The organism is Paramagnetospirillum magnetotacticum MS-1 (assembly GCF_000829825.1).
In the GTDB taxonomy this organism is placed as follows: domain Bacteria; phylum Pseudomonadota; class Alphaproteobacteria; order Rhodospirillales; family Magnetospirillaceae; genus Phaeospirillum; species Phaeospirillum magnetotacticum.
This window is the reverse complement of sequence record NZ_JXSL01000030.1, coordinates 970771-994879: the sequence shown is the minus strand read 5'-3', so window position 1 is coordinate 994879 and position 24109 is coordinate 970771. Positions and strand designations below refer to the sequence as shown.

Below are 24109 nucleotides of genomic sequence, written 5' to 3'. Positions count from 1 at the left end.
GGTCCGCATGCCCAATCCGCATCCGAAGGGACTGGCGGCGGGCCGCTTCCGGCCTCTATAATCTCCGCCTCGATTTCCTGCGGTGACGGCACCCGACCATGAGCAAGATCAAAGGCCAGCGCGCCATCATCAACCGCAAGGCGATTATCGCCCGGCTGGACGAACTTGCGGACGAGGACTTGCCCAAGAACAAGCGGCGCATGAAGGCGTTGGACGTCTTCAAGCAGGTCCTGGCCTCGGGGCGCGCCGAAGTGCGGGCCCGCTTCGACGTCCACGGCGATGGCACCAGTACGGTGCAGGAAAACTGCTTCCTGATCGACCAGCTGGTCCGCCTGGTCCACGACTATGCCTGCGACCGCGAATTTCCCCAAGGTGTGCGCACCTCGGGCGAGACCATGAGTCTGGTGGCGGTGGGCGGCTATGGTCGTGGCGAATTGTCGCCTCATTCCGATATCGATCTGTTATTCCTGCTGCCCTATAAGCGCATGCCCTATCACGAACAGGTGGTGGAGTTCATCCTCTACATGCTGTGGGACATGGGCCTCAAAGTGGGCCATTCCACCCGCTCGGCCGAGGATTGCATCCGCAACGCCAAGGCCGACCTGACCATCCGTACGGCATTGCTGGAAATGCGCTGGCTGTGGGGCGACCGGGCGCTGTTCGACGATCTGTGGACCCGCTACACGGCCGAGATCATGACCGGCACCGCCGAAGCCTTCGTGGAATCCAAGTTGGCCGAGCGCGATTCCCGGCATTCGAGCATGGGCGATTCCCGCTATGTGCTGGAACCCAATGTCAAGGAGGGCAAGGGGGGCTTGCGGGACCTGCACACCCTCTACTGGATCGCCAAATACGTCTACCGGGTCGAGGACGTGGCCGAACTGGCGGAAAAAGGCATCATCTCGCGCCCGGCGGCGCGGCGTTTCGCCAAGGCCCAGGCCTTCTTATGGGCGGTGCGCTGCCACCTGCACTACCTGACCGACCGGCCCGAGGACCGCCTCACCTTCGACGTCCAGCCCGAGATCGCCGTGCGCATGCATTACGCCGACCGCGCCTGTTCCAGGGGTGTCGAGCGCTTCATGAAGCACTATTTCCTCATCGCCAAGGATGTGGGCGACCTGACCCGGCTGTTCTGCGCGCTGAGCGAGGAGACCTTCAAGAGCAAGCCGAGACGGCTGCAACTGGGCCGCCTGTTCTCGCGCCGCACGCAAGTGGCCGGATTCTCGCTGGAAGGCGGCCGTCTCGACGTCGCCACCCCCGACCAGTTCGAGACCGATCCGGTGGCCATGATCCGCCTGTTCCATACGGCCCTGGCGCAGGGTGTGGATATCCACCCCCACGCGCTCGATCTGGTGCATCGCAACTTGAAGCGCATCGACAAGCCGCTGCGCGAAGATCCCACCGCCAACCGGCTGTTCGTGGAGATGCTGACCAGCCGCAAGAATCCGGAAGTGGCGCTGCGCCACATGAACGAGGCCGGAGTGCTGGGCCGCTTCATCCCCGATTTCGGCCGCGTCGTCGCCCAGATGCAATACGACATGTACCATGTCTATACCGTCGACGAGCACACGGTGCAGGCCCTGGGCATCCTGCATGCCATCGAACACGGCGACCTCAAGGAAGAAGCGCCGACCTCGTCCGAGGTGATCCATCAGGTGGTGTCGCGCCGCGCCTTGTTCGTCGCCACCTTCTGCCACGATATCGCCAAGGGCCGCGGCGGCGATCACTCCTCCTTGGGCGCCGATGTGGTGATGAAGCTGGGACCGCGCTTCGGCCTGACCGACGAGGAGACCGAATCCGCCGCCTGGCTGGTGCGCGAACACCTGTCCATGAGCCGGGTGGCCTTCAAGCGCGACATCGACGATTCCAAGACCATTTCCGACTTTGTCGCCCTGGTCCAGTCGCCCGAGCGCCTTCGTCTGCTGTTGTGCCTCACCGTGGCCGATATCCGCGCCGTGGGGCCCACCGTATGGAATGCCTGGAAGGCCGGTCTGCTGCGCGAATTATATTCCCGCGCCCTGGAAGTGATGACCGGCGGCCTGTCGGGCACGGCGCGCGCCGCCCGCGTCAAGGCCGCCCAGGACGCGCTGCGCTCGGAACTGTTCAAGCTGTCCTGGCCGCCCGAGGATATCGAGGCCCATGTGGCGCGGGGCTATTCCACCTATTGGACCACCTTCGACACGCCCATCCATCTGCGCCACGCCCGCCTGGTGCGCGAGGCCGAAGCGGTCGGCGCGCCGCTCACCGTCGAGCCCAGGGTGGACAGCCACCGCGCCGTCACCGAGATCATCGTCTATACCGGCGACCATCCCGGCCTGTTCTCCCAGATCGCCGGGGCCATGGCCGTCTCGGGCGCCAATATCGTCGATGCCAAGATCATTACGCTCGCCAACGGCATGGCGTTGGACACCTTCTGCATTCAGGATTCCGACGGTGGCGCCTTCGACAGCCCGGCCAAGCTGGCCAAGCTGTCGAGCTGCGTCGAACAGGTCCTGTCCGGGCGCACACGCCTCGACCGCGAACTGGCCGCCCGGAAAGGCAAGCTGCCGTCGCGCGCCCATGTCTTCAAGGTGCCGCCCCGCGTCCTGGTCGATAACGTGCCGTCGCGCTCCCACACCGTGGTCGAGGTCAATGGCCGCGACCGGCCGGGCCTGCTTTACGACATCACCAGCGCCATGACCAATGTGGGGCTGCAGATCTCCTCGGCCCATATCTCCACCTATGGCGAGCGGGTGGTGGACGTGTTCTACGTCAAGGATGTGTTCGGCCATAAGGTCGAACACGGTCGCAAGCTCGAGCAGATCAAGGCCGCCCTCCTGGCCGCCCTGGAAGACCCCGCCGCCAAGGCCGCCGGGACCAAGGCGGCGGAGTAGAGCGGTTAGCGGGGCTTCCGCCCCGGTCCCCGATCGGGAGGTACGCCTCCCGAACCCTCTTCTTTATTTTCAATAAAATGGAGGTTCGGAGGCTTCCTCCGAGTGGGTATGGGCGGCAGCCCGTTCGCGCAAGCGAGATTATCCCACCAGTTCGCGCACCACCGCCCATACCGCATCGGTAGAAATGTCGGCGACGCAGGGGAAGGCATCCTGGGGACCGGCTCGCTTGGGGCAGCGCCACAGGCAGTGGTAGCACTCCATGGGAGTGTTGAGGAACCGAACCCTTGGCGGGCGGATTTCCTCGGGGTAGGGCACGAAGCAACCGAAATGGCCGCCGCCCGCCAGCAGCAGGGTCGGCGCCCCCACGCCGATGGCCAGATGGCCGGGGCCGGAATCATTGCCGACCACGCAGGCCGCGTGCTTCATCACATCCACGGTCTGGCCCAGCTTCAGCGCGCCGATGGCGTCGATCAGTCCCGGATGGCCGATTTCCGCCAGAATCGGCTTGGCATAGGCCTCTTGCGGCCCGCCCACGAACACCACCCGCAGACCCGTCTCGAGGGCTTGTTTCGCAACGATAATGAATTTTTCCAGGGGCCAGCGCCGCCCCGGCTCGTTAGAGCCGATGAACATCACCACATAAGGCGCGCCCTCGGGCAGGGCGGGCTTGCGGTCGGGCCAGGCAATGGCGGGAATTTCCGCTGGCATGCGGGTGCCCGACAGGGCCTGGAGAAAGGTGAAGTGGCGCAGCCCCTCATGGGTGGGGTAGGGGCCGGTATCGATCACCCGCGTGGCCTTAGCCAGATACCAGGCGTATTCCGCTTTGGTCCGCTCGGTGATGAAGGGTGTGCAAACGATGCGCTCAGGCGCCCGGCTGGCCCAGACCAGGGTGTCGGCGGTCAGCGTCTTTCGCATAAACATGTCGCACAGAGCCGTCTTGAAGCCCCGGCGGCGGATCCACAGCGCGATCTTCAGGCGATAAAACCACTTCTTCTCGAAGGCGTGTTCGTCGATGGTCACCACGGTGAAGCCGTCGAACACCTCGTCGATGACCGCTTTCCAGGAATGGCAGCCCAGAACGGTAATCTCGGATTTGGGCAGGCCCAGCACCGCCGGATAATGTTCCAGGGCGGCGCGGAACATCACCATGTCGCCAATGCCGTCCATGCGCACCACCACGGCGCCCTTCGGGATGCGGGGGGCGGGCCACAGGGCGATCAGGGCGTCGATGGGACGAAACATCCACCAACGCCGCCGCATGCCGCGTGGAAACAGGGTCGACAGCAGGCTCATGAAAGATGGTCTTCCCACTCGGCCACCGACATCGTCGGATCAACGATGGTCTTTCACCACGAAGGCGCGAAGGCACGAAGGAAATAGGGAAATCCCTTCTTCCCTTCACTTCGTGCCTTCGTGCCTTCGTGGTGAATCATTTGATTTCTAGAAAACGCCCCGGGCCACCGAGTCGCGCACGAAGGCCAGCACCTGATCGGTGTCGATTTCGTTGACGCATTTGTACATGCCGTCTTCCAGCGGGAACTTGCAGCGGCCGAGACAGCCCTGGCATTCCATGGGGATGTAGACGAACTGCACATTGCCGGGAACCACCCGCTCGTCATAGGGCACACCGGCGCCCACATAGGCGGCGCTGGCCATGCACAGGGTGGGTGCCCCCAGCAGCACCGCCAGATGCAAACCGGCGGTATCGACGCCAATGACCAGCTTGGAGCCCAGCAGGATGGAGGCCAGCCTTTCGAATCCGGAGGTTTCCATCCTGACATTGGGCTGGGTCAGCAGGGACATGTAGTCGGGATGCTTGTCGAAGTCGTTCTTATGCCCGGCCACCAGCACCTGCCAGTTGGGCGGCACCAGATCGGCCAGTTGGCGCCAGACCTCGGCGGGCAGCATGCGCTGCTTCACGCCCGAGAAAGGCAGCAGCACGATGGTCGGCGCGGCCAGGGCCTCGGCATTGGGCAGCTGGCTGTCTTCCAGCAAAGCCAGGACGGGGGGCTGGCGGTCGTCCAAGACCTCGTCGGCAAAGCGCGACCAGCGGACGATCTTGTCCTGGCGCACTGGCCCTGAATCGAACAGCAGGTCGAAGACTTTTTCGCTCTCTTCCAGGCGCTGATGAAAGTTGCGCTTGAAGGGCGGCGGCACCATGCCCGCCGTCTCCGCCGGATCGGCGGTGATGATCAGGGCCTCGTCCTGGTCATGCTCGCGCACATAGTCCAAGGAGACGATCAGGCGGTAATGTTGGGAGAACAGGTCGGTAAAGGCGCTCCAGCGATATTCCAGCTCGTCGAGACGGCGGAAATCAATGCGGCGCAGCTTCAGCGTACGGGGAAACAGGAAGGCCATGCCCGCCGCATCGGCGCGGCACAGCAGGGTGACGCTCTCGTCCAGCTTGGCCAGGCGCATGAAGCGGGGCAGCACGGCCGACAGGAAGACCATCTCGGCCGGTCCGCGTGAACTGACCAGCAACACGCCTTCGGCCCGCCGCCGGCGCTTCTTATAGCGCAGCAGCAGCCGCAACACCGGGTCCAGCAGGGCGGCGATCCTCATGATCTTCCCTCCACCATCCTGGCAATGTCCGTCAAAATCGCGTCGGAGTCGAGAGCCGCCACGCAAGGAAACATGGAATTCACGGTTGGAATGCGGCAATCGCCCAGGCAGCCCGCGCAATCCATGGGCTGGTACAACACTTTGAGGTTGCCGGGCATCACGTCCTCGGCATAGGGCACGATCTCACCGACAAAGCCCGCCGAAGCAAGGCACAGGGTGGGAACCCCCAGGGCCGCTGCCAGATGCATGCAGGCCGTATCCACCGAGACCACCAGGACGGCCCCGCGCAGAATACCCGCCAGTTCCGAAAATGGCGCGGGCTCGAACGAAACATTGGGCAGGTCCAACAGCGCCCGGTAATCGGGGTTCTTATCCAGATCGCTGGGATGGCCTGCAATACGCATGCTCCAGCCCGACGGAAGAGATGCCGCGATGCGGCCATAGAGCGCGGGTGGACTCTGCTTTTCGCGCACCGCCGAGAAGGGCTGGACGATCACCGTGGGGCCGGGCAGCTTGACTGGCGGCGGCATCTGGGCGGAAGACAGCGCCACGCGGGGCGGGGCCACGTTCCGGCCCGTCAGTTCGTTAGCGAAACGAGACCAGCGCACCACCTTGTCCTGCAGCGCGGCGCCACTATCGACCAGCTTTGTCCAGCGCTTTGCATTGGCATCGAGGCGGCTTTGATATTTGGCCCAGGGCCGGGCGGCCATGGCGGCGGATTCGGGCGCCGCGCAGGCGAAGGCCAGGGCCTCGTCCAGATCGGGATGGCGCTTGAAGTCCGTAGAGACCACCAAACGGTAATGGGCGCGGAAAAGATCGTCGAACACGGTGCCGCGATAGGCCGTATCCTTGCCCAGACGGCCGAAATCCACCTTGATCACAGCGATTTCAGGGGGAAAGAGAAAGGCCATCTTCGCGCCATCGGAGCGCAGCAGCACCGTGACCTTTTCCCCACCCTGGGCCAATTCCATGAAGCGCGGCAGAACCAGGGCGAACAGCACGGTATCACCCAGCCCGCCCGCCGAAATCAGCAGGACGCCCGAGGCCTTCCCTGGCCGAGGCGGTCGGGGCCGCAGGCGGCGCAGGCCATCAAAGATCAGGCGCTTGAGCTTCACGGCGTCCTCACCCTTATCGAATCCCGATGACCGTAACCGATCATCGGGATCGCCCTCAGGCGGCGGGCGGGCGCTGTGCGCCCTTGCCTTCCGCGGCACAAGCCGCGCGTCGCCTTGCTCCTAACCAAATGCCGATGAAATCCTTTCATCTGCATTTGGTATTAGTAGGGAGCGTACGACTTTTCCTCGATCAATGCCGAGCCCAACAGGTCGTTGACCTTGCGTTTGGCCGCCGCCCGCTCGTCATTGGTGAAGTAGACGGCGCGGGCCAGTTCCACGAATTTCGGCCCGAAATCCTTGGCGCGCTCGCAATCGCGGATATCGTCCTCGATCACCCAAAGCTTTTCATTGATGGCCTTGAGCTCGGCCGACAAGGCCGCCAGACCGGCATGACGCGGAAATTCACGCTCGCGCACCGCGACCAGTTCGTCCAGTTCCTTGGTGACATTGGCGATCTTGGCGGCGTCGGCCAGACGCTCGGCCTTGATCTCGAGAATGGTGATCTTGTCGATGATCTCGCCCCATGACTGGGGAACCAGAACGGACATGGCAAACCTTCATCTAGCGGGAAACCCTGCCGGTCTTAACAGATTTATCCGATCAGCGCATCTCGATCGTGACCAGTCCCGGCAGGTCGGCGAAATCCACCAGGATGCGCCGGACCCTTTCCTGCCAAAGCCCGGCGAAGCGGGCATGATCTTCCCCATCCCGGCTGCCGGCCAGGACGCGTTGCAGCCTTTCGCGCATCTCGGGATCGGCGGGCACCAGTTCCGGATGATAACGGGCCAGGGCCTCCGCGCCGGTATCGACGCGGCGAAGGGCCAGTTCTGCGCCAATTCCGGCTTCGAAGCGCAGCAGATCCTTGCGGCCGAACCGCCCCGCTATCCCTTTGAACCCGCCCGGCCCGGCAGCGCCGGTGACCAGACCGGCGACGGCGGCCATGACGCCGGTGACGCCGTCATCCTGGGACTCGTCCATCAAAAGAAGGCAGGCTCCGCGCTCGGGCATGGAATCGGGCCACAGTCGGCGCAGCGCCTTGATGGTCATCAGCCAGGCTCCGGCCACGGTGGGGCAGGAATGACCGGCCAGACGCACCGCATCTTCGTAGCGATAGGTGATCATGCCGTCGTAAGGCGCGCCCAGAAATCCCGCCAGAGGATCTTGCAGCGTGATGGCGGGGGCATCGGCAAAGAAGGCGGGAAACGGCATGGCGGCATCCTGTCACGGCGAAAACCGTACTGTGCCCCGCGCCGGAAAAAGCGATCCTTGAGCTTGGTCAGGTGAAAATATGTCCCATCTGTAAATGAGTTCACAGATTGCTCATCATTTGGCCGCTAGGGTCGATGTTAAGACAGTCTGTCCACCCACCGGGGATTATCGGGTGATATCATGATGTTCGCCTCACGCCTGCTATGTTTCATCGCGATTGTGGTCATGTGCGCCGCACCGCTGGCCGCCGAGGAGATCGGCAGCGTTTCCACGGTGTTCAAGGCGTTGGGGCCCAACGACAAGATCGTGGTGGAGGCCTTCGACGATCCCAAGGTGGCAGGCGTCACCTGCTATCTGTCGCGGGCCAAGACCGGCGGCATCAAGGGCGGCGTCGGACTGGCGGAAGACACTTCGGACGCTTCAGTGGCCTGCCGCCAAGTAGGGCCCATCCATATAGATGGAAAATTGAAGGACGGAGAGGTCGTATTCAAAAAGGACCTATCCATGGACTTCAAGACCATGCAGGTGGTGCGCTTTCACGACCGCAAGCGAGATGTGCTGGTCTATCTGGTCTACAGCGACAAGATCATCGACGGCTCGCCCAAGAATTCGGTCTCGGCGGTGGCCATCGAGAAGAATTGGAAGCCGTGATGAACGCCCCCCTCCCCGCCGACCAGCGCCTGCTTCTCGACGATGTCCTGTCCCGGCTGGCCAAGGTGGAGGATTCCCCCGGTCTGCTGCGTTTCATGGCCGGGATGCTGAAGACCTTGCTGCGCCGCCAGGGCGATGCCCAATTCCTGGCCACAATTCAAGACGCCTTCGCCGCCGGGCTGCCCGGTTTGGATTTCACCGGGCAGAAGGAACTGGCCGCCGAGGTTCTTCAGGTGGTCATCACCAAGCGGCCCGAAATCGCCCTGGCCTGGCAAAAGATCCATGGCGCGCCCCCCCGGCCCGCCCCGGTTCAAGCCCCGGTTCCCGAACCGGCGGCCCCGCCCCATCGCCGGGCCGCCGATCTGCCCATGGAGATGCCGCCGCCCCTGCCCCCCGAAGCCGATGATTACGCCTTCGCCGAGGCCGAGGCCTTCATCGCCACCCAAATGGGCGAGGCCCTGGACAAGCGTCTTGCCCTGATGCGCGTGCCGCTGCCTGCCATTCCCTCGGTGGCCTGGTGCCTGGATCAGCCCTTCTTCCTGTTCGTGCCGCAATTCGCCGCCATCGCCAAGGCCTTCATCACCGGCCCCATCCTGCGCCGCTGCCGCGACGGGCTGGAAAAGCGGGTCCTGTCGCGTGTCGATTACGAGATCCTGACCAAACCGGATCGCCAGGCCGCCTTCTGGGGTGACGTGCGTGAACTGGTGCTCAAGGCGGTGGACGAGTCCCTGACCAAGCTGGCCACCCATCTCAAGACGGCCGAAGCCAAGCAGGCGGCCATCGCGCGCACCGGCAACGAGGGCAAGGAAGGCTTCAAGCTGGTCAATAAGGCGGTCACCAAGCCGCGCAACTACAACATTCTCGGCGTCGAATTCGCCCTGGGCCAGGTCACCACCACCGAACAGGTGAAGGTCAAGGTGCCGCCGCCCTATAAGCTGGAGCCCAATGAGATCGAGGCCCAGGAACTGATGGGGAAATTCCGCACCGGTGCCGCCCATGCCGGGGTGAAACTGCCCGATTCCGCCGATTTCCAGTTCCTGCGCACCTTGCTGAATTTCAATACCCGCCTGTTCATTCAAAGCCGCGACGAATTGATCGGTCTGGCCGCCCATGAAGACACCACCGCCGGTTTCCTGAGCGAGCGTCTGCGGGCCGCCGACAAATCCTTCACCAATTACCTCACCGATGTCCTGGTGATGATGATGTTCACCCGGTGCGGCGACACCAGCTTCCGTCTGGCCCAGTTCCATGCGGTCTGCGTCGGTTCGGCGCGCGACAAGAGCGCCATGGTCGCCATGCGCCCGTTTATTCCCGCGGAACTGGCGCGCCGTCCCCATGAACTGGCGGTACAGGTGCGCGAAGCCCTGCGCCGCCGACTTCACCTGGACGCCGTCCTGGGTTCGGTGGAACGTCTGCTCGATTGCTACAAGGTGATGGGCCGCAACCTGTTCGGGCACGAACTGGAAGAGGCCAGGGCGGTGATCGCCGCCTTCCCCATGGTCTTCGCCGCCGATGGAGAGGTTGCCGCCTATTCCACCATCGCCAAGCTGATCCTGGCCACCATCTCGGGCGAACAGCCCGACCGCTCCATCTGCCTGATGCGGGTCGGCCAGGCCTATGACCGCATCGGCCGCAAAGCGGCGGCGACGGCTTAAAGTGTGATGCCTTAAATATGCATCACGCTTTAGTTTCATTTGTTTTGCCCTCTGCCTTAGCGGGCGACTCCGCGCCCTTGGCCGCTCGCTCAATGCTCGCATCAGCGCCGCGCCTCATATTTGAGGCTCGGCACTCTAAAAACAAAACCGCCGCCCCCGGACAAGTCCGAGGGCGGCGGCGATGCCGGGCCGTCTTGCCCTATTTCTTCTTCGGCTTGGCCGCGATGGCGCGGTCGATGGATTCCTGGATGATCTGGCCGGCGCGCTCGGGCCCGCCCCAGCCCTTCAGCTGGACCCACTTGCCCACTTCCAGGTCCTTGTAGTGGACGAAGAAGTGCTCGATCTGCTGCACCAGGATCTTGGGCAGGTCCTCGTAGCTGTTCACGCCGTCATAGAACGGATGCAGCTTGGCATGGGGAACGGCCAGGATCTTCTCGTCCATGCCGGCCTCGTCTTCCATCAGCAGAACGCCAATGGGACGCGAGCGCATCACCGAGCCCACCGCCACCGGAATGCGGCCCACCACCATGACGTCCACGGGATCACCGTCGGCCGACAAGGTGTGCGGCACGAAGCCGTAATTGACCGGATAGTACATGGCGGTGTTAAGGAAGCGGTCCACGAACATGGCCCCCGATTCCTTACAGATCTCGTACTTCACCGGATCGCCGCGCAGCGGAATTTCGATGACGACGTTGACGTCGCGGGGCGGGTTCTTACCGATTGGGATCTTCTTGAGGTCCATTTTTGCTTTGTTTCCCTTATGGAGAAGATAGGGCTGTCTCGGGCGCCACATGGGCATATCCGAGGTCCCGGGCCACGGCGGCGTGGGTGACGCTGCCATGGTGAATGTTGAGACCCGCGCGGAAATGCGGATCGATGGACAGTGCCTGGACCAGACCCTTGTCGGCCAGGGCCAGCACGAATGGCAGCGTGGCGTTGTTCAACGCGAAGGCCGAGGTGCGCGCCACCGCGCCCGGCATATTGGTGACGCAGTAATGTACCACACCTTGCTCGAGATAGGTGGGAGCGGCATGGGTGGTCGGACGCGCCGTGGCGATACAGCCCCCCTGGTCGATGGCCACATCCACCACCACCGAACCGGGGCGCATGGCGCCCACCAGTTCGCGGCTGACCAGACGGGGCGCGGAGGCGCCCGGCACCAGCACGGCGCCGATCAGCAGATCGGCTTCCAGCACATGGTGCTCGATATTATCCATGGTGGCGTAGGCGGTTTCCACCGTATTGAGCAGCAATTCGTCGATCTGGGCCAGACGGGTGAGCGAGCGGTCGAGAACCACCACCCGCGCTCCCAGACCCACCGCCATGCGCGTCGCGTTGGAGCCGACCACGCCGCCGCCCAGCACCACCACCTTGGCCGGGGCCACGCCGGGCACGCCGCCCAGCAGCACGCCCGATCCGCCCTGCTCCTTTTCCAGGCAATGGGCGCCCACCTGGATGGACATGCGCCCCGCTACCTCGGACATGGGCGCCAGCAAGGGCAGCCGGCCATTGGCATCGGTCACCGTCTCATAGGCAATGGCCGAAACGCCCGAATCCACCAGCGCCCTGGTCTGTTCGGGATCGGGCGCCAGATGAAGATAGGTGAAGAGGATTTGGCCCGCGCGCAGCAGGGGGAACTCCACCGGTTGGGGCTCCTTGACCTTGACCACCAGATCGGCGAAGGCGAAAACCTCGGCGGCCGAGGTGGCGATCTCGGCCCCGGCGGCGCGGTAGGCGGCATCGGAACAACCGATTCCCATCCCGGCCCCCGTCTCCACCAGCACCTGATGGCCGTGATGGACGAGCTCGCGCGCCGAGCCGGGCGTCAGCCCAACCCGGTATTCATGGCTTTTGATTTCCTTGGGAACGCCGATGCGCATTCCACCCTCAACCCTTGGAACCATTCCTAAAAGCTGACAATGAGGCTTTGGCCGTACAGTTTCAACAGGGCTTGGACGCAACCCGGCCCTGCTGCTTCATGATCCAGGGCAGAATCAGCAGGGCGGGCAGGGTCACCACCGTGGTCAGCAGGAAAAAATCCACCCACCCCAACGCATCGGCCAGCCAGCCGCTGGTGGAGGCGAAGACCGTGCGGCCCAGGGCGGTCAGCGACGACAGCAGGGCATATTGGGTGGCGGTATAGGCCTGGTTGCACAGGCCCGACAGATAGGTCACCAGGGCCGAGGCCGCCATGCCCGCCGTCAGATTCTCGGCCGCCACGCACAGCGCCAGGGCCCAAAGGTCGTGACCGGCCACGGCCTGCCAGACATAGGCGAGATTGCCTAAGGACTGCAGCACGCCGAACAACAGCAGCGCCCGCATGACGCCCAGCCGCGTCACCAGCGCTCCGCCCGCCAGGATACCGATCATGGTGGCGCCAAAGCCGAAGATCTTGCTGACATAGGCGATCTCGGCCAGGGAAAAGCCCATCTTGATGTAAAGGGGATTGGCCATGGCGCCCGCCATGGCCTCACCCATCTTGTAGCCGATGATGAACAGCAGCACCGCCCACCAGACCGGCCGCGTCATGAAATCAGCGAAGGGGCAGACCACGGCTCCGTAAAGCCAGGCCACCACCTTGGCCCGCATCCCTCCCAGATGGGGCCGCGCCGCCAGATAGTCCGCGGCCCGGCGCTCGCGCTCCTGGGTGGCGGCCGAGACCTTGACCTGGGGCTCGGGCCCCAGCAGCAGCACCACCATGCCCAGACCCAGCAAGGCCGCCATCAGCCCATAGGCCGCGAACCAGCCGAAACTCTGGGCGCACAGCATGGCGCCTGCCCCCGAGGCCAGCATGGCCAAACGATAGCCCGCCTGCACCGCCCCGGCGCCCGGCCCCTGCTGGTCATCGTCGAGGATCTCCACCCGGTAGGCATCGAGCACGATGTCCTGACTGGCCGAGAGAAAAGCCACCGCCAAGGCCAAGGCGGCGGTCAACCCGATCTCACGCACCGGATCGGTGGAGCCCAAGCCGAGAATGGCGGCGATCAGCAAAGCCTGTATCAGCACCCCCCAGGACCGCCGCCGCCCCAATAGCCGGGTAAGACCGGGAAGCGGCAGCCGGTCGATCAAGGGCGACCACAGGAATTTGAGGGCGTAAGGCGTGCCCACCAGGGCGAACAGACCGATGGCCTTGCGGCTGATCCCTTCGGCCGCCAGCCAGGCCGACAGCGTGGAAAAGGTCAGCGCCAAGGGCAAGCCGCTGGCAAAGCCCAGCAACAACACCATCACCACCCGCCTCTCGGCATAGGCTTTGAACCCGGACACCCAGGAAGACGTCATGAACAGGCCATGGTGTTGGAGAGGGACATGGGGGACCACAAGATGTTGAGGTATTCGCACTCTACCCCTTGATTGCGCCCCCGACAAAGCCCTGTTCTCTTCCAGCCCCGGCCCGAAGGGTGTAGGTTGGCGCGGTTTTCTTCACTCGCGCAGTCACCAGGGCTTTCATGACCGACACCAACCAGACCAAGGCCGCATCCTCCATGTGGGGTGGGCGGTTCGCGGGCGGCCCCGCCGCCATCATGCAGCGGATCAACGCCTCCATCGATTTTGATAAGCGGCTTTATGCCCAGGATATCCGAGGCTCCAAGGCCCATTGCCGCATGCTGGTCAAGCAGGCGATCCTAACGCAAGCCGATGGCGCGTTGATCCTGGATGGTCTGGACAAGGTGCTGGCCGAGATCGAGGCGGGCGACTTCCCCTTCAGCCACGCGCTGGAAGACATCCACATGAATGTGGAATCCCGTCTGGCCGAGCTGATCGGCGAGGCGGCGGGGCGTCTGCATACGGCCCGGTCCAGAAACGATCAGGTCGCCACCGATTTCCGCCTGTGGGTGCGTGACGCCGTCGACGGCATGGAGACCGCCCTTAAGGACTTGGTCGCCGCCCTGCTGGACCGCGCCGAGGAGCACGCCGCCACGGTGATGCCCGGCTTCACCCATCTGCAGACCGCCCAGCCGGTGACCTTCGGTCATCACATGATGGCCTATGTGGAGATGATTTCGCGCGACCGTTCGCGTCTGGCCGATGCGCGTCGGCGCCTCAACGAATGCCCGCTGGGCTCGGCCGCCCTGGCCGGGACCTCGTTTCCCATCGACCGCGAGGCCACGGCCAAGGATCTGGGCTTCGCCGGTCCCATGCGCAATTCCCTGGACGGCGTGTCGGACCGCGATTTCGCCCTGGAATTCATGTCGGCCAGCGCCATCTGCGCCGTGCATCTGTCGCGCCTGGCCGAGGAGCTGGTGATCTGGACCTCGTCCCAGTTCCGCTTCATTACCCTGTCGGACGCCTTCACCACCGGCTCGTCCATCATGCCGCAGAAGCGCAACCCCGACGCCGCCGAGCTGATCCGCGCCAAGACTGGACGGGTGATCGGTGATCTCAACGCCCTGCTGATCGTCATGAAGGGCCTGCCGCTGGCCTATTCCAAGGACATGCAGGACGACAAGGAACCGGTTTTCGAGGTGGCCGACACCATGGAACTGGCCATCGCCGCCATGACCGGCATGGTTCAGGACATGAAGGTCAATGTCGAGATCCTGCGCGCCGCCGCCGGGGCGGGCTATACCACCGCCACCGACATCGCCGATTGGTGCGTGCGCACCCTCAAAATGCCCTTCCGCCGCGCCCACCATGTGGCGGGCTCTCTGGTCAAGCTGGCCGAGGGCAAGGCTTGCGGCCTGGAGGACCTGAGTCTGGCCGAAATGCAGGAAATCGAGCCGGGCATCACCGAGGAAGCCCGCTCCGTCCTGTCGGTGGATTCCTCGGTCAACAGCCGCACCAGCCTGGGCGGCACGGCCCCAGTCCGGGTCCGCGAAGCGGTCGCGGCGGCCCGTAACCGCCTGAAGGAGGGCGTCTCATGATGATCCGCTCCATCCTAGTCCTGGCCCTGGTTCTGGGCGTTGCCGCCTGCGGCCGCAAGGGTATGCCCGAATGGCCCGATGACGTGATCTATCCCCGCGACTATCCCTATACGCCGCTGCCGAACGAGCCGAAGGCGAAGAAGCCCGATCTGAACACCAATTCCGGCTACTGACCGGCATCCAGGATCCAGCATGAACCACTTCCACTATTCGAACGGCACGCTGTTCGCCGAGGACGTCGCCATCGCCCGCATCGCCCGCGAGGTCGGCACACCGTTCTACTGCTACTCCACCGCCACCTTGGAGCGGCATTACACCGTGTTCGCCGAGGCTCTGAAGTCGGCCGGGCTGGACGCCACCATCTGCTTCGCGGCCAAGGCCAATCCCAATATGGCGGTGATCCGCACCTTCGCCCAATTGGGAGCCGGTGCCGACGTGGTCAGCGAAGGCGAACTGCGCCAGGCCCTGGCCGCCGGCGTGCCTGCCGCCCGCATCGTCTTTTCCGGCGTGGGCAAGACCCGCCACGAACTGGAATTCGCCGTGGCCAAGGGCATCTTCCAGATCAATGTGGAATCCGAGCCGGAACTGGAAATGCTGTCCGAGGTGGCGGCGGCGCGCGGGCTGGTCATGCCCATCGCCATCCGGGTCAATCCGGACGTGGATGCCGGAACCCACGCCAAGATCACCACCGGCAAGAAAGAGAACAAGTTCGGCATCGAATGGACGCGGGCCCGCGAGGTCTATGCCCGGGCCAAGGCGCTGCCCGGTGTCGAGCCGGTGTCCATCGCCTGCCATATCGGCTCGCAGTTGACCGAGCTTGACCCTTTCCGTGAGGCCTTCCTCAGGGTGCGCGATCTGGTGGCCATGCTGCGCGCCGACGGCATCGACATTCGCCGCCTGGATCTGGGCGGCGGTCTGGGCGTGCCCTATGACGACGAGACCCCGCCCGAGCCCAAGGCCTATGCCGAGGTGATCAAGGCCAGTCTGGGTGATCTGGGCTGCCGCTTCATCTTCGAGCCTGGCCGCCTGCTGGTGGGCAATGCCGGTATCCTGGTTTCCTCCATCATCCGGGTGAAGGAGGGCAGCACGCGCACCTTCCTCATCGTCGATGCCGCCATGAACGATTTGGCGCGGCCCTCGCTCTACGACGCCTATCATTCCATCTTCCCGGTGGCCGAGCCTAAGGCGGGCGCGCCCCTGGCCGAGGTGGACGTGGTGGGCCCGGTCTGCGAGACCGGCGACACCTTCGCGCGCCAGCGCCGCCTGCCGCCCATGCGGGCCGGTGACCTGTTGGCGCTCGGCACCGCCGGGGCCTATGGTGCCGCCATGTCGTCCACCTACAACACCCGGCCGCTGATTCCGGAAGTCCTCGTCAAGGGCGCCGACTATGCCGTCATCCGCGCCCGACCCAGTTACGAGGATATGCGGTCGTTGGAGAGTCTTCCCGGCTGGCTGAGTGATGACTGATTGGGCTGCCGCCCCAATTTTCAAAAGAAGGGAGGGCTCGGGAGGCCCCGCCTCCCGATTGGGGTCTGGGGCGAAAGCCCCGATGGCCGCCTAACCATGCTCGCCCTCTCCCACAAGCTGCGCCTGACGTGCCTCGCGCTGCTGTGGGAGAGAGCGTGGCCGCCTTTGGCTGCGGCTTTATCCCTGCTGGCCCTGTTCCTGGCGCTGGCCCTGTTCGATGCGGCTCCGCTGCTGCCCTTCTGGCTGCATGCCGCCCTTGCGCCGGTTTTCGCATTGGCCATTGCCGTCCTGCTGTGGAAAGCCTGGAGGGTGGAGCGCCCCTCCGCCGAAGAGGTGGCGCGGCGGCTGGAACGGGACTCCCACGTCGCTCACCGCCCCCTGGCCATGCTGGCCGATCGTCTGGCGACCGGCGACGGGACCCTGTGGCAGGCTCACCGCGCCCGCATGGAGCGCGAAGCCCTGGGCCTGCGCCCCGGTTGGCCCGACCCGGTCCTTCCCGCCCGTGATCCCCTGGGCCTGCGCTTCGCCGTGCTGCTGCTGCTGATCATCGCCGCAGCCGGGGCAAGGTCTGATCTGTCCGAACGGCTGGCCCGCGCCGTCGATCCCTATTCCCATCGCCCGGCTCTCGACTCCGACACTCTCGAAGTGTGGATCGTGCCCCCCGCTTATACCGGTTTGGGCCAGACCCTGCTGAAACCCGGCCAGGGCGCCGTCACCGTCCCGGCAGGCAGCCGGGCCCGTGCCGTCACCTCGTGGCGCGGCTGGACCGGCTCGGCCCTGTCGGCGGGCGGCGACGCCGCGCTGTTCGCCGAGGATGGCCGCGCCGAACTGGTCCTGAAATCGGGTCCCAGCCTGGATGTGCGCCTTGGTCTGCGCATGGCCGCCTCCTGGCCCATCACGCTGCAAGCCGATCAGCCACCCTCCATCGCCATCACCCAGCCGCCCAAGGGCGACGAGCGGGGCCGTCTGCTGGCCGAGGTGGAAGCCAGCGACGATTATGGACTGACGCGGGCCTGGATCGAAATTCTCCCCGTCGAAGGCCGGGCCGAGCCGCTGCGCCTCGACCTCACCCTTCCCCGCGACAGACCGCGACAGGCCCGGCTGAGCTTGCGCGCCGATCTGGCCGACCACGACTGGGCGGGCGCCAAGGTGCGCCTGACGTTCAAGGCCGAAGACGGCGCGGGCCAGGTGGGCGAGACCGCCCCGGTGGAGACCGTCCTGCCCGAGCGAGAATTCCGCAATGTTCTGGCCCGCGCCCTGATCTCCTGGCGCAAGCAATTGAGCGCCGCGCCGCGCCAAGGGCCGGAAATCGCCGAGGAACTGCGCCAGATCCTTGGCCAGCCCGACGCCTTCGGCGGCGATGAGCGGGTCTTCCTTGCCCTCTCGGTCACCCGCCACATGCTGATGGGAGACGATTTCGAGCGCGACCGCATGCGGTCCCTGCTGTGGTACGCCGCCACCCGTTTGGAAGACGGCGGCCTGCCCGCCGCCGAGAAGACTCTGGAGGAAGCCCGCGACCGTCTGGATCGCGCCCTGGCCGACAAGGCCGATCCGGCCGAACTGGCGCGTCTGGTGGAGCAATTGCGGGCCGCCATGGAACAGTGGATGGAGGCCCTGGCCGAACTGGGCCTGGAGGAGTCGATCATACCGCCCGATGGCGGTACCCCCGCCGCCGATCTGGCCGAGATGCTCGACCATCTGCGCGGTCTGGCCGAGACTGGCAACCGCGAGGGCCTGCGCCACAGGCTGGAACAGCTGTCGCGGATGCTGGCCGAGATGGGCACGCCCCGCAAAGGCCGGGGCGCCGACCCGGCCGCCGCCGAAGCCATGCGCCGCCTGCGTGATCTCACCCAGCGCCAGCAGGATCTGCTGGACCGCAGTTTCCGCAAGGCCCCCCCGCCCGACGATCAGATGGCGCCCGACGAGGATATGCCCATGCCTCGACGCAAGCCATCGGCCCGCGAAACCGCCGAAGCCCGCAAGGACGCGGCCGAGCAAAAGGCGCTGCGTCAGGCTCTTGAACAGCTGGCCAAATCCATGCCCCAGCCCCCCGATTCCCTTGCAGAAGCGCAACGATCCATGCGGGGCGCCGAATCCAGTCTGTCCGAAGGGGAATGGGGCGATGCCGCCGAGCAGCAGGCCGAGGCGGTCAAGCGTCTGCAGGATGGCGCCCGCCAGATGATGGAACGCATGGAAGCCGCCCAGGGCAAGGGCTCTCCCGGCCTTGTGCCCCGCGATCCCTTCGGCCGGGCCCTTAACGGCTCCAGCTTCGCCGATGACGGCCGCACCAAGGTGCCGGGCCGATCCGACACCATGCGGGCGCGGGAAATCTTGCAGGAATTGCGGCGCAGATCCGGCGACACCGGCCGGCCGGAACCGGAGCGCGATTACCTCAAACGTCTGCTCAAGCCGTACTGAGGCCGACTACTTGGCCGCAGCGGGCGGCGGGGCCGGAGCCGCGGGGGAAGCAACCGGGGCAGCCGAAGGCGCGGGAGGCGCGGTCTCGGCAGGCACAGCCGGAATTGCGGGCGCGGGCGGAACGGCAGCAGGCGCTTCGACGACGGGAGCCGCCGGAGCCGGAGCGGGCGGCGGAGCCGGAGCCATGGGGACCGGCGGAGGGACGGCGGCCGATTTGGCCTCGCCCACATCCACGAAGACCACCACCACCTCGACGGCGTTGGGATCGGGCCGTTCCAGCATGATCTTGAAGCTGGCCGTGCCGTTGGGGGCCAGTTCGGCCACCGGCGCCTGGGACAGCTTTTCCTGCACCGCCTGCTTGTTGCGGTCCATGAGCACCAGCTTCATGGTCGGAACCGGGCGAGTGCGGTCGGTGATATTGGCAATGATGCCGCGCACCACCAGCACGTCGGTATCGTTGTGAACGAAGCGTTCCGGCGTTCCGGCCTTGCGCAGTTCCAGCCCGGCACCGGGCTTTTCCCGGCGAAGCCCGGCCTGGCCCAGCAATTCCCCGGCCTCGGGCACCGCCTCGACCAGTTGGTCCTGGAAGTAATATCCGGCACCGCCCAATCCGCCAAGAATCAGCAGAACCAGCAGGACCCACAGGACACCGGTCCCCTTCTTGCCCTCATGGGATGCCGTGGAGAACAGGTCGGGCACCGGCTGGGGCTCGTCGTCCATCAAATCGATTTCGCTGGGCCGCTCCATGCCCTCTTCGGGCGGCATGCGGTTGGCGAAGGTGGGAACCGGCGGCGCATCCAGATCGAAATCGTCGTCCGCGGCGGTGGGCGCGGGCGCGCGGGCGGCGGGGCGCGGCGCGTCGAAGACCGAATCGTCGCGGACGGGATTGAATCCCGACACCTTGCTGAAATCGGGAATTTCCGGCCCGGGCGGCGCGAAGGACGGCCCGGCCAGATCCAGGTCGGTATCGTCGTCATCCTCCGGCAGCAGCGGCGCCTGAAACCACTTATGGGCGCATTTGGCGCATTTCAGCTTGCGCCCAGTGGCTCCGAGCGCGCTGTCGGGGATGGAGAAGTTGGTTCCACAGGCGGGACAGGTGATCAGCATGGTCTGCAAGCACCGGAAAAGATTTACTTCTTATAGGCTGGAGCCGGGATCAACACAAGCGGCTACAGATTCCGGTGTTTAAGACGTTGGAACCGCGTGCGTCAAATCTGACGCGCGTCGTGACTTGCGGCCATTGAGGCCGCGGCCAAGCAGGCGAAGCCTGCGCCCGGCAAGGGCAAAACCAAGGTTTAGAACGTGATGCGGATTGTCTGCATCGCGTTCTAAAGACGGATCAATCCTTCCGGATTGGAGAGCAATGCGGCGAAGGTGGCGGCATTGACCGGACGCGAGAACAGGAAACCCTGCATCACCGGACAGCCGCGCGCCGCCAGGAAGGCAGCCTGATCGCGGGTTTCCACCCCTTCGGCGATAACCGAAAAGCCCAGATTGCCCGCCAGGGCGATGACCGAGGCGATGATGGCGCCATCCTTGGCATTGCCGGGCAATTCCGTGACGAAGGCGCGGTCGATCTTCAGCGTGGAGACGGGAAACAGCTTGAGATAGGCCAAAGAGGAATAGCCGGTGCCGAAATCGTCCAGCGACACCCGCACGCCCAGCGCACTCAGCTGGCCCAGAATCTCAATGGCCCGGTCCACATCGCTGGCCATCATGGTCTCGGTGATCTCGAGTTCGAGAACCGAGGGCGACAGGCCCGAATCGGCCAGCGCCGCCTTGACCTTGTCCTTCAACCGCCCGTCATGGAACTGGGCGGGCGACAGATTGACGCTGATGGACGGCAGATTCAGCCCCGCCGCCCGCCATTCGGCCACCTGACGGCAGGCTTCCACCAGAACCCAATCGTCGATGGCCCCGATCAGCCCGGCGCGCTCGGCCACGGGAATGAACAGACCGGGCGAGACATCGGACCGCATCGGATGACGCCAGCGGATCAGCGCCTCGGCGCCCACGATGGCACCCGACAGGGCATCGACCTTGGGCTGGTAGACCAGACGGAACTGATCCTCGCCCAAAGCCAGGCGCAGATCGTTCTCCAGACTGACCCGCTCGGCCACCTGGCGGTCCATTTCTATATCGAAACAGCTATAGGGCAGTCCGCCGCGCTTGGCGTGGTACATGGCGGCATCGGCCCGCGACAGCAGGCTTTCGGCCCCGTCGGCATCGTCGGGATATAAGGCGATGCCGATGCTGGTTCCGGCGAAGAGTTGCAGCCCTTCCATGTCGAAAGGCTCGGCGAAGGCATAAAGCACCTTGTTGGCGCAGGCCTGGGCCGCCGAATGATCGCCGACACTGGGCAGCAGCATGACGAATTCGTCGCCGCCCAGGCGGCCGATGACGTCGCTGGCCCGCACGCAGGATTTCAGACGCCTGGCCACCTGGCGCAGCAACTCGTCGCCCACGCCATGGCCGTAGCTGTCGTTGATATCCTTGAAGCGGTTGACGTCGAGATACAGAACGGCCAGGCGTTCGCCGGTCTGATCCGCCCGGACGATGGACTCGCCCAAGGCTTCCATCACCGTATGGCGGTTGGGCAGGCGGGTCAGGGCGTCGTGGCTGGCATGAAAGCGGATGCGCTGCTCGTCACGGCGCTTGCGGGTGATGTCGCGCAGCAGCAGCACGAAGCGCCCATCAATCCCCTGGTCCACCGCGGTCAGGGCCAGGGCGGCGGGAAAGGGCTCGGATTCCTTGCGGCGCGTCCAGGTCTCACCCGACCACTGGCCGGTCCCGGCGGCCAGTCGCCACATCTCGTCCACCTCGCGCAGGCCGATCATCTCGACGGCCAGCAGATCGCAGGATTGGCCGACCATTTCGGCGGCGCTCCATCCGGTCATGCGTTCGAAGGCGTCATTGACCGCCAGGATACGCCGCTGGCCATCGGTGACAACGATGGCCTCGCCCACCGTCTCGAACACCGTGGCGGCCAGACGCAGGGATTCCTCGGCCTGCTTGCGTGCCGTAATGTTCTGGACCGTGCCTTCGTAACAGACCAGACGGTCGCGGCCGTCAGTGACGGCCCGCGCATTCTCGGCGATCCAGATGATCTCACCGCTGCGCGTCCTGACCCTGGCTTCGAAATTGCTCACCACCGAGTCGCGGGCCAGAATCTCGCGGAACCGGTCGCGGTCGGCAGGATCGACGTAAAGCCCACGGGCGATATCGGTCAGTCCGGCGATCAGTTCCGCCGGGTCCTTGTAGCCGTAGATGCGGGCCAGGGCCGGATTGGCGTCCAGGTAACGCCCGTCGGGCGTGGTGCGGTAGATGCCCTCGACCGCGTTCTCGAACAGCGAGCGATAGCCGCCGAGATCGTCGTTCTTTCGGGCCATCACCAGCACATCTCCACTCATGGCGTCCGAATCCGTTGGACCACTTCCAACTGGGACAGTGCCACTGTCAGTTTATGCACCGCAACACAATCCGGTGCTCACCTGACTTTTGTCTCTCTATGCTGGATTTCCCGGCACCGTGACCTTATGAAGATAGGCCAGTTTTGAAAAGGGATCAGGCCATGAGGATCGGAATCGTCGGGTGCAATGGGCGCATGGGCCGGATGCTGATGGAGGCGGTGCTGGCCGCCGGAGGCTGCACCCTGTCGGGCGGCACGGAACGGGCCGGGGCCGAGGTCCTGGGCCGTGATCTCGGCACCCTGCTGGGCCGCGAGCCGGTGGGCGCCCTGGTGGGCGCCGATGCGCGGGCCCTGTTCCAGGCTTCCGATGCGGTCATCGACTTCACCGCGCCCGCCGCCACCCTGGCCCACGCCGCCATGGCCGCCGAAACGGGCAAGGTTCTGGTGGTGGGCACCACCGGCCTGTCCAAGGACGACGAGGCCAGGCTGGCCGAGGCCGCCAAGGCCGCCCCCATGGTCTACGCCCCCAATTTCAGCGTCGGCGTCAATCTGCTGATGGCGCTGACCGAGCGCGCCGCCGCCATTCTGGGCGAGGATTACGATATCGAAATCGTCGAGATGCATCATCGCCACAAGGTGGATGCGCCCAGCGGCACGGCGCTCGGCCTGGGCCGCTCCGCCGCTTTGGGGCGTCAGGTGGCCCTGGACAGCCGGTGGTGCAAGAGCCGCGACGGCCATACCGGGGCGCGCCCCAAGGGCGAGATCGGTTTCGCGACCTTACGCGGCGGCGATGTGGTGGGCGACCATACGGTGATGTTCGCAGCCGAAGGCGAGCGGGTGGAACTGACCCACAAGGCATCGTCGCGCACCGTCTTCGCCAAGGGCGCGGTGCGCGCCGCCCAGTGGGCCGCGACGCAAAGCCCGGGGCTTTATTCCATGCGCGACGTCCTGGGGCTGTGATCCATGAGCGATGAACACCACCAGCCCGCGCCACCCCCCACCGGCCGCCGCTACAAGGCCTGGGAGCACAGCTCGCCCGAGGAAGTGGCGTTCTCGCGCAAGATTTTCTACGGCATGATGATCGCCCTGGCCATCTTGCTGGGTGCGCTGACCTATGGGGCCCTAAGATAGCTTATTGGGCTATCGCCCAAACCCATCCGGGGCGAACCCCGGCCCCCCTTTCTTTTTATGGATAAAATAAAGGGAGGTTTGGAGGTTCACCTCCAACCGGGGCCGGGGCGGGAACCCCGCGTCGATGACCCGCCTGACTTAGACGTTGGTGTCCACGTTACCGCCGCCGCCCTTGGGGCCGCCCTTGGCGACACCCACCAAAGCAGGGCGCAGCAGACGGTCATGCAGGGTGTAGCCCGCCTGCATGACCAGCACCACGGTGCCCTCGATCTGGCTGGGATCTTCCATTTCCATCATGGCCTGATGCAGGTTGGGGTCGAACTTGGCGCCCTGCGCCTCCACCATCTTGATGCCGTAGCGTTCGAAGGTGGCCAGCAATTCGCGCTCGGTCATCTCGACGCCGGTGGTCAACGCGGTGAGCGATTCATTGCCTTCCCGGGCCGCCTGGGGCACGGAATCCAGGGCGCGGCGCAGATTGTCGGCCACGCCCAGCACATCCTTGGCGATATTGGAGATGGCGTATTTGCCGCGATCCTCGGCCTGCTGCTCCAGGCGGCGGCGCGTATTCTCGGTCTCGGCCTTGGCATAGAGCACGTCGTTCTTGAGTTTGGCGATTTCCGCCTCCAGCTCCTTGATGCGCTCGGATTCGGCGGGTGCCGCGGCGGCGGATTCGGCGGCCGGGCCCTGATCGGCGCTTTGATCGGCGCTTTCGGCGGCGGGCGTCTGCTCGGCGGTCTGATCCTGGGTCATAATA

The 24109-nt window shown here is 65.1% G+C and carries 20 protein-coding genes; 9 read left to right on the top strand and 11 right to left on the bottom strand.

Translation table 11 applies throughout. From position 1 onward, the window contains the following. Nucleotides 1-98 precede the first annotated feature (98 nt). A complete protein-coding gene (locus CCC_RS17195; protein ID WP_009869812.1) occupies nucleotides 99-2873 on the top strand; it encodes a [protein-PII] uridylyltransferase in 2775 nt (924 codons plus the stop codon). Nucleotides 2874-3011: 138 nt separating this feature from the next. On the opposite strand, the gene CCC_RS17190 is transcribed toward CCC_RS17195, so the two are convergent. From CCC_RS17190 to CCC_RS17170, 5 genes are all read right to left on the bottom strand, one after another. After that, complete coding sequence (locus tag CCC_RS17190; protein WP_009869811.1) at nucleotides 3012-4166, bottom strand: glycosyltransferase family 9 protein; 1155 nt, start codon at nucleotides 4164-4166, stop codon at nucleotides 3012-3014. A 147-nt stretch (nucleotides 4167-4313) separates the two neighbouring features. Then, a complete protein-coding gene (locus tag CCC_RS17185; RefSeq protein ID WP_009869810.1) occupies nucleotides 4314-5435 on the bottom strand; it encodes a glycosyltransferase family 9 protein in 1122 nt (373 codons plus the stop codon). Further along, nucleotides 5432-6550: a glycosyltransferase family 9 protein gene (locus tag CCC_RS17180; protein ID WP_041042174.1), complete on the bottom strand. Its 1119-nt coding sequence runs from the start codon at nucleotides 6548-6550 to the stop codon at nucleotides 5432-5434. The genes CCC_RS17185 and CCC_RS17180 overlap by 4 nt, the downstream gene beginning before the upstream one ends. Before the next feature lie 161 nt (nucleotides 6551-6711). Beyond that, complete coding sequence (locus CCC_RS17175) at nucleotides 6712-7098, bottom strand: DUF6165 family protein (RefSeq protein WP_009870211.1); 387 nt, start codon at nucleotides 7096-7098, stop codon at nucleotides 6712-6714. A 52-nt stretch (nucleotides 7099-7150) separates the two neighbouring features. Further along, the gene (locus CCC_RS17170) at nucleotides 7151-7759 is read right to left on the bottom strand and encodes a hypothetical protein (RefSeq protein ID WP_009870212.1); all 609 of its coding nucleotides are present in this window, start codon (nucleotides 7757-7759) and stop codon (nucleotides 7151-7153) included. 183 nt (nucleotides 7760-7942) lie between these two features. Between CCC_RS17170 and CCC_RS17165 the strand changes: the two genes are divergently transcribed. After that, nucleotides 7943-8410: a CreA family protein gene (locus CCC_RS17165; RefSeq protein ID WP_407668860.1), complete on the top strand. Its 468-nt coding sequence runs from the start codon at nucleotides 7943-7945 to the stop codon at nucleotides 8408-8410. Beyond that, complete coding sequence (locus CCC_RS17160) at nucleotides 8410-10065, top strand: hypothetical protein (RefSeq protein WP_041042173.1); 1656 nt, start codon at nucleotides 8410-8412, stop codon at nucleotides 10063-10065. Before CCC_RS17165 ends, CCC_RS17160 begins: the two co-directional genes overlap by 1 nt. 199 nt (nucleotides 10066-10264) lie before the next feature. On the opposite strand, the gene ppa is transcribed toward CCC_RS17160, so the two are convergent. From ppa to CCC_RS17145, 3 genes are all read right to left on the bottom strand, one after another. Next, on the bottom strand, nucleotides 10265-10810 hold the full coding sequence (gene ppa / locus CCC_RS17155; RefSeq protein ID WP_009870216.1) for an inorganic diphosphatase: 546 nt from the start codon (nucleotides 10808-10810) through the stop codon (nucleotides 10265-10267). 16 nt (nucleotides 10811-10826) lie between these two features. Further along, the gene (ald, locus tag CCC_RS17150; RefSeq protein ID WP_009870217.1) at nucleotides 10827-11948 is read right to left on the bottom strand and encodes an alanine dehydrogenase; all 1122 of its coding nucleotides are present in this window, start codon (nucleotides 11946-11948) and stop codon (nucleotides 10827-10829) included. A 61-nt stretch (nucleotides 11949-12009) separates the two neighbouring features. After that, the gene (locus tag CCC_RS17145; protein ID WP_041042171.1) at nucleotides 12010-13347 is read right to left on the bottom strand and encodes an AmpG family muropeptide MFS transporter; all 1338 of its coding nucleotides are present in this window, start codon (nucleotides 13345-13347) and stop codon (nucleotides 12010-12012) included. A 167-nt stretch (nucleotides 13348-13514) separates the two neighbouring features. Here CCC_RS17145 and argH point away from each other — a divergent pair, with 167 nt between their 5' ends. The 4 genes from argH to CCC_RS17130 all read left to right on the top strand — a co-directional run bounded on the left by argH (nucleotide 13515) and on the right by CCC_RS17130 (nucleotide 18815). Beyond that, on the top strand, nucleotides 13515-14930 hold the full coding sequence (gene argH, locus CCC_RS17140; RefSeq protein WP_009870219.1) for an argininosuccinate lyase: 1416 nt from the start codon (nucleotides 13515-13517) through the stop codon (nucleotides 14928-14930). Next, nucleotides 14927-15103, top strand: coding sequence for a lipoprotein (locus CCC_RS22225; protein ID WP_009870220.1), 177 nt, complete (start codon nucleotides 14927-14929; stop codon nucleotides 15101-15103). Before argH ends, CCC_RS22225 begins: the two co-directional genes overlap by 4 nt. Nucleotides 15104-15122: 19 nt before the next feature. Next, nucleotides 15123-16397: a diaminopimelate decarboxylase gene (gene lysA, locus CCC_RS17135; protein ID WP_009870221.1), complete on the top strand. Its 1275-nt coding sequence runs from the start codon at nucleotides 15123-15125 to the stop codon at nucleotides 16395-16397. Between the two features lie 96 nt (nucleotides 16398-16493). Further along, complete coding sequence (locus CCC_RS17130) at nucleotides 16494-18815, top strand: DUF4175 domain-containing protein (RefSeq protein WP_009870222.1); 2322 nt, start codon at nucleotides 16494-16496, stop codon at nucleotides 18813-18815. A gap of 6 nt (nucleotides 18816-18821) precedes the next feature. Here CCC_RS17130 and CCC_RS17125 read toward each other — a convergent pair whose 3' ends face one another. Together CCC_RS17125 and CCC_RS17120 are read right to left on the bottom strand one after the other, a co-directional pair. Continuing rightward, nucleotides 18822-19922, bottom strand: coding sequence for a DUF3426 domain-containing protein (locus CCC_RS17125; RefSeq protein ID WP_009870223.1), 1101 nt, complete (start codon nucleotides 19920-19922; stop codon nucleotides 18822-18824). Nucleotides 19923-20143: 221 nt separating this feature from the next. After that, nucleotides 20144-22225: a putative bifunctional diguanylate cyclase/phosphodiesterase gene (locus CCC_RS17120; RefSeq protein ID WP_041042169.1), complete on the bottom strand. Its 2082-nt coding sequence runs from the start codon at nucleotides 22223-22225 to the stop codon at nucleotides 20144-20146. Nucleotides 22226-22386: 161 nt separating this feature from the next. Between CCC_RS17120 and dapB the strand changes: the two genes are divergently transcribed. Together dapB and CCC_RS22580 are read left to right on the top strand one after the other, a co-directional pair. Beyond that, entirely contained in the window at nucleotides 22387-23184 is a 798-nt protein-coding gene (gene dapB, locus CCC_RS17115) for a 4-hydroxy-tetrahydrodipicolinate reductase (RefSeq protein ID WP_041042167.1), read from the top strand. A gap of 3 nt (nucleotides 23185-23187) precedes the next feature. Continuing rightward, nucleotides 23188-23355: a hypothetical protein gene (locus tag CCC_RS22580; protein WP_009870226.1), complete on the top strand. Its 168-nt coding sequence runs from the start codon at nucleotides 23188-23190 to the stop codon at nucleotides 23353-23355. A 138-nt stretch (nucleotides 23356-23493) separates the two neighbouring features. Here the strand turns inward: CCC_RS22580 and grpE are convergent, their stop codons facing one another. Continuing rightward, on the bottom strand, nucleotides 23494-24105 hold the full coding sequence (gene grpE / locus CCC_RS17110) for a nucleotide exchange factor GrpE (RefSeq protein WP_009870227.1): 612 nt from the start codon (nucleotides 24103-24105) through the stop codon (nucleotides 23494-23496). Nucleotides 24106-24109 lie beyond the last annotated feature (4 nt).